This window comes from Anaerostipes stercorihominis (assembly GCF_057535655.1).
In genome coordinates this window covers 179,932-192,018 of sequence record NZ_BAAJCL010000004.1, presented here as the reverse complement: position 1 = coordinate 192,018, position 12,087 = coordinate 179,932, and the positions used below count along the sequence as shown (strand labels likewise).

The following is a 12,087-nucleotide window of genomic DNA, read 5'->3' as shown; positions in this document are numbered from 1 at the left end:
TGAACAGTGGAGGAAGGATTTTTTGGCGAAAGATTTCCCAAGCACAAAAATCAGCGCTTGGGAAATCTAAGAATTTTATTTTTCATCACATTTCAGTACGGCATTTAAGAGAACGGAGGCGCCCATGGTACATTGTTCCGGAGAAGTGTATTCTGGTTCACAGTGAGAGTGACCGTCTTTGGACGGAACAAAAATCATGGTAGTCGGCATCATATAAGCTGCAAACTGAGCATCATGCCCTGCTCCGGAATTGATTCTCTGATTTGAGTAACCCAGTTCGTTTACTGCCTCCTGAACGTATCCTACCAGTTCTTTGTCGTAGTAAACTGTATCGCGGGTCCAGGCAACCTCACAATCTGTTGTGCATTTTACAATATCTTTTGGAATGCTTTCAATGACTTTTACAACCTGTTCAATAACTTCCGGTTTTTCATGTCTGGCATCCAGCGAAAATTCTACAAAGTCTGGAATTACGGTATGTACATTTGGATGACATACGATTTCTCCTGTTGTGTAAACCAATTCAGGATCCAGCTGATCTAACTGGTCATGGAGATATTGGAGAACTTTTGCTGCTCCGTAGAGAGCATCCTGACGATATTTCATAGGAGTTGTGCCTGCATGATCGGATTGACCAAAGACTTTAATTCTGTAATTAACCATTCCCAGAACGCAGGTAACAACACCGATATCATTTCCGGCAGCCTCAAGAATCGGACCCTGTTCAATATGAAGCTCAAACATTGCTTTATAATCTTTGTTGTTTAGGCGATTTGCTTTTTCGCCTTTATATCCAGATGCATCCAAAGCCTCCCCAAAAGTTTTGGAAGGATCTAAAACAGATTTTGAAGCAAGCATATCAGCGTGACGGAAGTTCTTTCCGATATCTTCAGGCAGGAAATCGTTGCAGATGACGCCGGATGACATCATCGCCGGAGGATAGAGAGAGCCTTCCTCATTGGTCCAAATCATGGCAGTTAAGTTGTGTTTATGAGGAATGTTCTGGTCTGCCACAGTCTCTAAAACTTCCATAGCTCCCATAACACCAAGAATTCCGTCATAGTTTCCGCCGTTTCTTACGGAATCACAGTGGGATGCCATAACAATTCCCGGAAGCTCAGGTTCGGAACCTGGGAGAGTGGCATATAAATTTGCCATATCGTCAGTTTTAATTTCTGCGCCGATGGCTTTCATACGACGTACAAATTCACCTCTTGCCTGCAATGCTTCCGGAGAGAGGGAGTAACGGGTAATTCCGCCGTGTCCGGCATCTCCAAATTTACTCATTGTTGTAATTTTGTCTGTCATACGTTCTAAACTGCACTCATACATAATGATACCTCCTAAAGTTTATTTCTTTAATAAATTAAATTTGATCACATTCCAGCAGACCATAGCGGTGATGATTCCAGATGCGATAGCACCTCCGGTGATCAGGGATTCCAGCCCCCGATCCGCAGAGATCTGAAAATTCTTAAGAACTGCATTCTGCATCATATAGTAGAGTGCGGCTCCGGGAATCAGCGGGATCATACCCACTGCCAGATACAAGGTGGAAGGTGATTTTGTTTTACGTGCCATAATTTCGGAATAAATTCCGAGGAAAAATGCTGCTGCAAAATACTGCCATTCATAATGAGCGATAAACAGCCCGATCAACAGGTATACACACCAGGAAAGACAGCCGCCCAGAGCTGTAAAAAACAGCCAGAGACCTCGGAGATTGAATAACATCGCAAAGCCAAGAGATCCGAAAAAAGCGGCAGCGATTTGAAGATACGGATTCATATAAAATCTCCTTACAGCAGATAATATGCGATGGCAAAACCAATGGCAATGGAAGATGAGATGAGCAGAGCTTCCAGAAGTCTGGTAATGCCGGATATCATGTTTTCTGAGATCATTTCCCGGATGCAGTTGGTAAACATCAGGCCGGGAATAAAGATCATAATATTGCCAATGCTGATTTTGTCCAGCGAAAGTCCTAGATCTGCATAGACACTGGCGGCAGCCATACATCCTGCACTTGTGGACAGAAGGACAACAAGCAGAAAACGGTTTAACGGCAGCGGCTGAAGGAGGAGCTCAAGACACCGGATTCCAATGCCGATGATACCGGAAGCCAGTGCATCGCGGAAACCGCCGCCGAAGAATATGGTAAAAGAAACAGAGATGAGTGCGTAAACCAGCATGGAAGGTATAAGACCATACTTGGGCAGCTGATCAATTTTTCTTAATTCCATATCCACCGTTTTCATGTCCGGGAGAACTTTACAGATCCTCCGGGACAGGGCATTTAAATATAACAATTCATACAAATTTAAAGAAAGATTGTGAACCCGTCGGGAGAGGGTAATAGTTCCGAACGATTTTGAAGAGATTGTAGCTACAATCATATAGCTGATGGAAAAAACCTCTGTTTTTTCAGAACCGTAAGCAGTACAAATTCGTAGGATCGAATTTTCTACCCGCTGAATCTCAGCGCCGGAAATCAGCATTCTGCTCCCAATTTCCAAAGCATTAGAAAGCATATGTTCCGCTTGTTTTGGAGTGAGTCCTTTCTTTTTTTTCATAAGTTCCTCTTTGTATTTTTATACAATGCTTATTTTTTCGGGGTTCGTTTTACATACTGTCCAAGACCCGGTGTGCCGACAAAATTTCCGTCGTCATACACTACGTTGCCGCGCAGATATGTGCGGATCGGATATCCGTGAAGCTGTTTTCCTTCCCAGATGGTATGGTCATAGGCAGAATGCATATTGCTGACACTGATCGTAAAGTCTTTTTCTTTGTCGTAAATTACGATGTCAGCATCCTTGCCGATTCCGATGGCGCCTTTATGTTCGCATCCGAAAATTCTGGCAGGATTTGTTGAGCAAAGTTCCACGACGCGCTCAAAAGAAATTTTGCCTTGATTTGCCGCATCCAGCATATATGGATAAAGATTTTCAACACCGGCACAGCCGTTTGGAATTTTTGTAAAGTCGTCTTTTCCCCAATCCTTTTCATAGCTTTGGAATGGGCAGTGGTCGGTTGCGACGGTATCAATCATTCCGTTTTTGATGGCGGTCCAAAGTGCGTCCTGACTTTCCTGCCCCTTCATTGGAGGAGAGCAGACAAAGTTTCTTCCGTCTTCTCTTTTATAGACATCACAGGTGAATTCAAGATACTGCGGGCAGGTTTCAATATAGACATCAGCACCCTCTTCTTTTGCCTGAATGCATGCCTCCAGACCTTCCTTATCAGCCATATGCACCAGATATAGCGGCGCATCCAAATGTTTTGCCCAGTGCACAGCACGTTTATCTGCTTCGGCTTCTACGAATTCCGGACGGCTCATGTAATGATACCATGCGCTGGTTTTTCCTTCTTTTAGGAACTGCTCCGTATACATATCAATCAGATCCGGATTTTCTGCATGAATGTTAATCATTGCACCCAGCTCTTTGGCACGAAGCATCAGACGTGCCAGCATTCCGTCATCGACCATCATTCCTTCTTTTTTATATACAAGGAAACATTTAAAGCTTGTAATTCCTTCGTTGACAGCTTTTTCCATCTCTTCCAGAATTTCTCCGTCGTTTAAATCTGTAATGCAGCAGTGCATTGCATAGTCAACACAAGCTTCCTTTTCCAGAATTTCTTTTTTTGAATTAACCAATCCGCGGATCGTCTCGCCTTTGTGTTGAACCGGATAATCAAAGATGGTTGTAACGCCTCCGCAGGCAGCTGCACGGGTTCCCGTCAGGTAACTGTCTGCCGATACGGTTCCGCCAAACGGCATTGCAAGGTGTGTATGTACATCCAGAGCGCCAGGCAGAACTAATTTTTTAGAGGCATCATAAACTTCTTTGGCATCTGCCTCAATGTTTTGTGCCATAGCAGCGATTTTACCATCTTTAATGGCAACATCACATAAAAAACTTTCAGTAGAGGTGACTACGGTTCCGTTTTTAATGATCAAATCGAATTCTTTCATAAGCTAAGACCTCCTTCATCGATTGATTATTCATATTTGGTTTTCATCTTAATTTCATGCTCTTTTTCCCCAGGTTTTATAATGACTTTGCCAGGAGTAATGCAGTCCATAACCGGACAGACATTCAAACATAGATGACAGCCCACACATTTGTCTTCGTTCAGGGTTGGTTTTCTTGTTTCTTCATCCCAGTCGATTGCCTGATGACCGCCGTCGAAACAAGATACATAACATCTGCCGCATCCGACACATGCGTCGTTATCAAATTTAGGAAGGAGCTTAAAGCTTCGGTCAATATCCTCTGCAGGGATAATATTCGGAAGAGCGATTCCAACCAGATCAGAGAGCTTCTCAATTCCATTATCTTCCATAAAATGGGACATCCCGCTGATCATATCTTCGACAATACGGTATCCATACTGCATAACAGAGGTTGTGACCTGAATGTTGGAAGAACCTACCAGAAGAAATTCTAAAGCGTCTCTCCATGTTTCAATTCCTCCGATTCCGGTGATCGGTACATTTGCCAGTTCCGGATGCTGCTTCATTTGAGTAATAAAACGAAGTGCAATTGGTTTGACCGCGGCTCCGGAATATCCGGAAATAGAGGATTTTCCGTTAACAACAGGCATTGCTGTCATGTTTTCGATATCAATGTTTGTAATAGCTTTGACTGTATTAATAGCCGCAATACCGGAAGCCCCGCCCTGCATAGCTGCAATCGCTGGAATTTCCATATTTCCAATATTCGGAGTCATTTTTGCAATAACCGGAAGGTTGGTTGCACTGGTCACAGCTTCGCAATAGGATTTCACCAACTCAGGATTTTGACCTACGTCAGATCCCATGGCAGAAGAGGTCATCTGCGGACAGGAGAAATTACATTCAATCATATCAACACCGGCTTCAGTAACTGCCTTGGCAAGTGTTTTCCACTCTTCTTCATTACTTCCCATAATGCTGGCAACAATCACCTTGTTTGGATAATCTTGTTTTAAGCGGCGCATATATTCCAGGTTGACTTCCAATGGTTTATCGGAAATTTGCTCCATGTTTTTAAAACCGATCCAAGGAGTTCCTTCTTTGGCAGTGATATCGAAACGAGGAGAGCACTCATTCGGAATAAAAATACCGATGGTTTTATAATAAATTCCACCCCATCCTGCTTCCAGGGCCTTTGCGCACATTTCATAGTTACTTCCTACCGGGGAAGAAGAGAGGAAGAACGGGTTTTCACATTTTACTCCTAAAAAGTCAATGGATAAATCTTTTTTTAATGACATAATCAATGCCTCCTTTCTATTTGTTCAGGTATGCGGCAATATTTTCAGCGGCGTCTTTTCCTTCAGCAACAGCCTGGACCACAGTCTGACCGCCATTTGTCATATCGCCTCCGGTAAATACATTTTCGCCGGCTTTGATATCTTTGGTACTGTCGTCTGCAGTCTGACCAATAGCGAACACCACCTGATCTGCTTTCATGGTAAGAGATGATTCGTTATCGCGTCCATGAAATTTCATTGCAGTTACATGACCGTTTTCACCGAGAATTTCAGCAGGAGCGAATTCCTGAATGATTGGGATTCCCATACTCTGTACAGAGCTTACTTCGTCAATGTCTGCCGGAGCTTCCTCAATGGTTCTGCGATAAACAATGGTTGCTTTGGCGCCCAGCTGTTTTGCGGTTGTAACACAGTCCATTGCAACATCTCCGCCTCCGATTACAAGGACAGTATCACCCAGAGTCATCTGTTCCCGGTTGAGCCGAGCGTCTTTCAGGAAATCAATAGCGCTTGTGACACCGTCCAAGTCTTTGCCAGGAATGTCGATGATCTTAGATTGCCAAAGTCCTGTTCCGACAAATACAGCATCATATTCAGATTTTAAAGTTTCAAGTCTTGCAGCATCAATTTTTTCATTAAATTTAAACGTAACACCTAATTTTTCAATGGTTTGAATATCAAAATCTACCACTTCCTGAGGAAGTCTGGAAGGCAGGATTCCATAAGTGAGAACTCCGCCTGCTTTTTCAAAAGCTTCAAATATTGTAACCTGGAATCCTAAGAGAGCCAGCTGTCTGGCACAAGCAAGAGAAGCAGGTCCTGCACCGACGCATGCAATCTTTTCAGGACGGCTTTCTTCCGCATGGAGAAATTCCATATTTTGTTTTCTTTCTTCCTCCACAAGGAATTTCTGGATTTTTCCGATTTCGATTGGTTTGTCGATTCCGGTACGGCTGCATGCCTGTTCACACAGCTGACCGTATGGACAGACTTCTGCGCAGCATCCGCCCAGAGGATTATTTTCGCGGATGGTTTCAGCAGCGCCCTTTACATTGCGGAAACGCAGAGAACGGATAAATTTTGCAGGATCTGTTTTTGCGGGGCAGCTTTTACTGCACGGTGCATCATGACATAGAAGGCATCGGGATGCTTCTTCGGTGGCTGTTCTTAAATTATAGCCCTGTTTCATTTCTTCTGCATAAGCTTTTTTAATTACTTTACTCATGTTTGTTTCACACTCCTTTTTCAAAGATTTGTTTAATAGGTTGCAGACCTTGAAAGTCATGCATCGGCTTTGCCAAATTTGTCTGCTAAGAATCTTCCGGAATAGTCACAGCATACACCGAGAATATTTCCTAAAATAAGGCAGATGCAAAGCATTTTCCAGTTTCCACCGCTGGCAAAGGCGGAAAAGCCTCCCATGAAAGTGTTTGGAACTAATGACAAAAGATCAATCTTAGATTGATAGCAGATTACCCAGGAAAAGAAACCGGTCACCACAGCGCTGAACAGAAGGCTGCCATTGATATTGCCGGAAAGAATAATACACATTCCCCACAAGACGCCTACATAGTTGCTGCAAATGGATTTAAGAAACCCGGTTTTGCCGCCTCCGGCAGAAAAGTAGGAAGTGCAGCCGACGAATCCCATCCAGGTAACCAGGCCCAGAATTGTTCCAAGACCTTGCCAGATTCCGCAGAAAATACCGGTACCCAGTGCATTTGCCATAATTACGCTCATATGAAACTCCTTTCTGTGTTTTCTCACGTTTGACTATAATTGTATTTTAAGGGATACATGCGATGGAATGTAAAGGTGTAATTTTCTGAAAACGTTAAAAATTATGTGAAAAAAAGAAAACATGCTACCAGTTATATATTGTGTTTAATTCTAAAAATTGGAAATTGATTGATAAACTATAGACAATTTATGGTTAAAATGACGATAAAGAGCATGAATTGACGTCTAAAACTATAAAAAATAACGAAAACAAACCTTCCACCAAATGGAAAGTTTGCGGATGGAAAAAAAGTTATGGAATCATATATTCCATATAATAGAATAAAATAATAAAAAATAGAAAATTTCAAAAAATGTATTGACAAAAATACAATGCGGTGATACGATCACAATACAAAGCAACCATATAGAAATTGATTCTGAATAACAGAACAAAATTATGATGATCAAGGAGGATAATACTATGATCGGAGAAAAAGTTACATTGAGAGTTCGGATGTCTGCAGGAGAAGCACATTACGCAGGAGACCTGGTGAATGGATCCCATATTTTAGACTTTTGGGGAGATGTAGGAACAGAGCTGGCAATTCGTCTTCACGGAGATGAGAGTTTATTTGTAGGATATAAAGATGTGGAATTCACAGCGCCGGTATATTCCGGAGACTTTATGGAGTACACTGGATGGATTGAGAAGGCAGGCAATACTTCTTTAACCTGCAAATTTGAAGCATATAAATATATTACACTTCCTAGGGATCCGAAATTAGCAGAATCAGCTGCGGACGTTCTCAAAGAGCCAGTTTTATGTGGCCGTGCAACTGGAACTTTGGTTGTTAAGAAGGAATTCCAGAGAGGATGCCAGGACCCTAAATTTGAACGTTAAATTGTTGTCATAATACTCCTAAGAAATACCCGGTTCTCCTGTTGGAAATCGGGTATTTTTAGTTTGCGCGCCATGGGCGCGCTCTAATGGGTGTAAGTCCCGAACATACTCAGGTAGTGGGAAATGTATAGCCGAACAGCAAGGGTATCCACTGTGAGGTGGAATATGAAGGACGCTATGTGCCACGCTTGACAGTAATATAAGATTTCGATTACGCATGTGTATATGGAAACACTGAAAACTCCACAGAATCGTGCGAAGAATTTAATAAAGCTAGGAGTATACAAGAAGTTAGCATACTCAACGGCTTATAATGGTGTGAGAAGTCGAAAATTTCTCAGCCAGAGAAATTTTCTCCTACTCGATTCTCCTGACATATTAGGAAACTTTCACTTTCCTGGTACATTCAATGATACCGATGAAGCAACAGGTCTGCACATGGTTTTTGAGAATAGTTTTAAAGGGTTCGTTTTAGGTAAGAAAAATGTTATAATATTAAAATTAAGAAAATAATAGAATCAGATGAAAGGAGAGAGAATATGCCGCAGGAACCGAAATATCCGGTGCAGACTCTTATGAAGGCATTGGAATTGTTAAATTATCTTGCCAAACATACCGGAAATCTGGGAGCCGGCATCAGTGAGTTAAGTGAGGCTTCCGGCTTGGGAAAAAGTACAGTCCATCGTCTGCTGGATACTTTGCAGTATTATGGATACATTGAAAAAAGTTCTGAGACAAATCGGTATCGGCTTGGATGGGAGCTGTATAAGATTGGTCAGGCGGTCCCAGCACAAAATCAGTTATTTAATATTGACCGCACGCATCTTCTGGAACTTGGGAAAAAGGTCAATGAGACAATTGATTATGGCACAATCAAAGGGAAGGAGACGATTATTATTTCCAAGATGGAGCATACCAACAGTGGGATGAATACTTATATCGGACCTGGAGAATATGAGTCCATTCATGCAACTGCCCTTGGAAAAGTGATGATCAGTGAATACTCTTCAGAAGAGATCTATGCTCTGTTTGATGAAAAAGAAAAGCTTCCCACCTATACGCCCCATACGATTACGACAGTCAGTGAATTAATTCATGAGACTGAAATTGTGCGAAATCAAGGTTATGGTGTAAACAATGAGGAATATTGGATTGGGATGTACTGTTTAGCGCGGCCAATACGCAATTATACGGGACAGATTGTTGCTGCAGTCAGCGCCAGTATTCCGACGTTTCGGATGAACGATCAAAAAAGGAAATTTGTATTGGCAGAATTGGAAGAAACCGCACTGAAGATATCAAAAGAATTGGGATATGAAGCATAAAAGAACAATACTCTTTGGGAGGACGTACACGATCAGGGTGCCCCAAAACGATACCCTCTGGGGCACTATCTGCGGCGCGAAAAGTGAAGCAAGGTCTGCATTTTATTCCTTTTCTTCGGTATTCGGATGGAGGACGACTTTGATGGCTTCCCCGGATTTTGTCAGTTGGATTGCCTGATGAATCTGATCTAAGGGAAGGACATGGGTAATGAATTTGTCAGCTTCAAATTCATCGGAAATTGCCAGTTCAAAAGCTTTTTGAACCTGCATGCTGTTTGCCCCGAAATGTCCGTAAATCCAAAGTCCGTTATAGTGAATGTAATTGGTATCCAGTTCCGTCAGGGTGCCTTTGGCAACACCGCCGAAAAATACGACGATACCAGTTTTTTTTGCCATGAAAATAGATTGAGACTGTGCTTTTGTAGATGGGTTTGCAGAGATTACCTTATCAGCCCCTTTGCCGTTTGTCAGTTCCATGACTGCTTGTACAGGATCAGTGTCTGTACTGTTGATTGTATGGTCGACTCCAAATTGTTTTGCCATTTCCAGACGTCTATCGTTAATTTCAATCATAATGACCTGCTTTGCGCCCCGCAGTTTTGCCAGCTTTGCGTGAAAGCATCCGATGGGACCGGCGCCGATAATCACAACGGTATCTCCGAATCCCAGATGAATATTTTCTTGGCAGGCATATACCGAAGACAATGGTTCTCCAAGGGAAGCCCGATCGAAAGGAATCGTGTCGGGAATTCGATAAATGGAATCCCTCTGGATCTGACGGGGAACAACGGCATAGTAATCTGCAAAGCCGCCGGGGTGATTTAAATTGTCACCGGGATTTTCGCACATTTCACTATGGCCGGTTCTGCACGGTTCACATTCCATGCAGTGGTCTGCGGGATAAATATAAAGGCGGTCCCCGATCTTATACTGCAGACAGGTTTCTGAGACTTCCTCAACAATTCCGGTAATTTCATGACCATAAATATGAGGGTAGTTTCCTGATTTGGAGTCTGTAGTGAGATTACGGATATCAGAACCGCACAGACCGACAGCCATCACCTTTAAAAGGAAGCCTCCTTCCGGGCATTTTGGTTTGTCAATTTCTTCGACCCGAATATCATTTGGGCCATACATAAGCGCTGCTTTCATAGTACGATGCTCCTTTCTTTTTGAAAACGATTCCTTCTGCTTCCGGGATGATTTGTATATAAATTCTCCAGATCTGCATTCGAGATGTTTTTTACCTCTCCAATATCTTTGGTCAAGTGATAAATTTTCAGAACCTCTTCTGCCGCTTCTATGATTTTAACGGCATCTTCTAAAGTCTTTCCAACAGCGATACACCCATGGTTCCCAAGGAGGATCAAATCATGCTCTTTGATTGCCTCCTCAATGCCATCGGCAATATGAATGGTTCCGGGCATGCCGTACGGCAAACAGGGAATTTCTTCAAAAACGAGAGAAAAGGTAGTAGAACATTGAAGTTTAATCTCTTTGCCGCAGTAAGCATAGGCAGTCAAATACGGAGCATGAATATGGGCAGCGGCATTGCAGTCCGGACGAGCTTTTAACGCTGCCTGATGAAGCAGAATTTCACTGGAGGCTTTTTTGTTTCCTTCGATTTGTTTTCCGTTTTTTACAACAGCAATATTTTCTTCCGTTAAAAACAGTTTTCTGGTTCCGGAGGGGGTAATATACATTGTCTGGGATTGACGATCCAAAATCGAGAGATTTCCTTCCAATGTATTTACAAGACCTTTCTGGTCTAAGAGTTTTCCGTAAAATACAATTTCTTTTTTTCGTTCATCATTCTTTTCCGGCATTTTTAGCTTCCTTTCAATTTATGATTTTCATGTGATATCAGCTGATATTTGTAGTGTACAAGAAAAAGAACATAATGTATAATACTATTTATGAGAGTAAAACAAAGGTTTTACCTATGAATAGGAGGCGTTATGACATTATTACAGTTAACATATTTTGTACGGGTAGCGGAAAGGGGGCATTTGACGCAGGCAGCAAAGGAGCTTTTGATTGCGCAGCCCAGTCTTTCGCAGGCAATTCGGAAGCTGGAAGATGAACTGGGATTTTCACTTTTTGAGAAAAAGGGAAGGGTACTGATGTTGACAAAGGAAGGGAAAGAATTTTTGCCCTATGCAAAGGAAGTAGTTGAAACATCACAAAAGGCAGAACGTTCTGTACATCATATTTACATGCGATATAAAGGAAACATTAAGTTCGCTTATACAAGACCGTTGCCCCAGGGTTATATTCCCAATTTGATTCAAAGCTTTTTTGAAAGAAACCGGGAACGAAACATTAATATTGAAGCTTATTCTGTGTCTACTGCAGGAATTCTCAGAGATTTGAAAGAGGAAAAAATAGATTTTGGCTTTTGTTCCGAGAGTGATAAGAAGGACGAATCTATTCAGATGATTCCGTTGATGGAACATCCGGTGGGCTTGATTGCAGGAGCCAATGATCCTCTGTTTGGATTAGATCATGTGGAACCGGAAGATCTGCTGATGGAACCGGGAATTTCTTATACAGAAGGGTCTTCTATGGATCGAAAAATTTTAGGATTCTTCCGGGATTACGAAATTTATCCGGATATTCGATATCGTACATCTTCAGAGGAAATGCAGAATTTTGTATCCTGTGGTCTTGGGTGGGCGTTTATTGCAAAAAATGATACTCCGCTGGAAGAAGGAGTCCGTTTTTTGAATATGCCGAAGATGAAGCTAAAAAGATCCACTTATCTTGCAATGCGGAAGAATCGGGTGTTAGGAGAAGCAGCGGAGGAATTTTTTAATTATATACTGGAATACAATCAGATATTTTCGCTGAGCAAAGAGAAATCGGAGGTATTTTAAA

At 42.2% G+C, this 12,087-nt stretch carries 12 protein-coding genes and 1 pseudogene; 4 read left to right on the top strand and 9 right to left on the bottom strand.

Features of this window, described 5'->3' with window-relative positions; genetic code table 11:
• Positions 1 to 75: 75 nt before the first annotated feature.
• From AC27EF_RS06540 to AC27EF_RS06510, 7 genes are read right to left on the bottom strand one after another with little or no spacing between them, the layout of a single operon-like run.
• Entirely contained in the window at positions 76 to 1,332 is a 1,257-nt protein-coding gene (locus AC27EF_RS06540; RefSeq protein WP_487109718.1) for a Zn-dependent hydrolase, read from the bottom strand.
• Between the two features lie 18 nt (positions 1,333 to 1,350).
• Positions 1,351 to 1,788, bottom strand: a complete 438-nt coding sequence (locus AC27EF_RS06535; protein ID WP_487109716.1) for a threonine/serine exporter family protein — start codon at positions 1,786 to 1,788, stop codon at positions 1,351 to 1,353.
• Positions 1,789 to 1,799: 11 nt separating this feature from the next.
• Positions 1,800 to 2,573 carry a threonine/serine exporter family protein gene (locus AC27EF_RS06530; RefSeq protein WP_487109714.1) on the bottom strand — a complete coding sequence of 258 codons (774 nt, stop codon included), beginning with the start codon at positions 2,571 to 2,573 and terminating at the stop codon, positions 1,800 to 1,802.
• A 29-nt stretch (positions 2,574 to 2,602) separates the two neighbouring features.
• Positions 2,603 to 3,979 (bottom strand): dihydropyrimidinase, encoded by a 1,377-nt coding sequence (gene hydA / locus AC27EF_RS06525; protein ID WP_487109712.1) that lies wholly within the window; start codon positions 3,977 to 3,979, stop codon positions 2,603 to 2,605.
• Between the two features lie 26 nt (positions 3,980 to 4,005).
• Positions 4,006 to 5,262, bottom strand: a complete 1,257-nt coding sequence (gene preA / locus AC27EF_RS06520; RefSeq protein ID WP_487109711.1) for an NAD-dependent dihydropyrimidine dehydrogenase subunit PreA — start codon at positions 5,260 to 5,262, stop codon at positions 4,006 to 4,008.
• Between the two features lie 16 nt (positions 5,263 to 5,278).
• The gene (locus AC27EF_RS06515; protein ID WP_487109709.1) at positions 5,279 to 6,487 is read right to left on the bottom strand and encodes an FAD-dependent oxidoreductase; all 1,209 of its coding nucleotides are present in this window, start codon (positions 6,485 to 6,487) and stop codon (positions 5,279 to 5,281) included.
• A gap of 56 nt (positions 6,488 to 6,543) precedes the next feature.
• Positions 6,544 to 7,002 (bottom strand): DUF1097 domain-containing protein, encoded by a 459-nt coding sequence (locus tag AC27EF_RS06510; RefSeq protein WP_487109707.1) that lies wholly within the window; start codon positions 7,000 to 7,002, stop codon positions 6,544 to 6,546.
• A 463-nt stretch (positions 7,003 to 7,465) separates the two neighbouring features.
• Between AC27EF_RS06510 and AC27EF_RS06505 the strand changes: the two genes are divergently transcribed.
• From AC27EF_RS06505 to AC27EF_RS06495, 3 genes and pseudogenes are all read left to right on the top strand, one after another.
• Positions 7,466 to 7,885 (top strand): hotdog fold domain-containing protein, encoded by a 420-nt coding sequence (locus AC27EF_RS06505; RefSeq protein ID WP_487109706.1) that lies wholly within the window; start codon positions 7,466 to 7,468, stop codon positions 7,883 to 7,885.
• A gap of 169 nt (positions 7,886 to 8,054) precedes the next feature.
• Positions 8,055 to 8,197, top strand: a pseudogene (locus AC27EF_RS06500) (group II intron reverse transcriptase/maturase); the annotation flags it as partial.
• A gap of 227 nt (positions 8,198 to 8,424) precedes the next feature.
• Positions 8,425 to 9,210 carry an IclR family transcriptional regulator gene (locus AC27EF_RS06495; protein WP_487109705.1) on the top strand — a complete coding sequence of 262 codons (786 nt, stop codon included), beginning with the start codon at positions 8,425 to 8,427 and terminating at the stop codon, positions 9,208 to 9,210.
• Positions 9,211 to 9,312: 102 nt separating this feature from the next.
• On the opposite strand, the gene AC27EF_RS06490 is transcribed toward AC27EF_RS06495, so the two are convergent.
• Positions 9,313 to 10,362, bottom strand: coding sequence for a zinc-binding dehydrogenase (locus AC27EF_RS06490; RefSeq protein WP_487109704.1), 1,050 nt, complete (start codon positions 10,360 to 10,362; stop codon positions 9,313 to 9,315).
• Complete coding sequence (locus tag AC27EF_RS06485; protein WP_487109703.1) at positions 10,359 to 11,036, bottom strand: class II aldolase/adducin family protein; 678 nt, start codon at positions 11,034 to 11,036, stop codon at positions 10,359 to 10,361. Before AC27EF_RS06485 ends, AC27EF_RS06490 begins: the two co-directional genes overlap by 4 nt.
• 132 nt (positions 11,037 to 11,168) lie before the next feature.
• On the opposite strand from AC27EF_RS06485, the gene AC27EF_RS06480 reads away from it, so the two are divergent.
• Entirely contained in the window at positions 11,169 to 12,086 is a 918-nt protein-coding gene (locus tag AC27EF_RS06480) for a LysR family transcriptional regulator (protein ID WP_487109702.1), read from the top strand.
• Position 12,087: the final 1 nt, after the last annotated feature.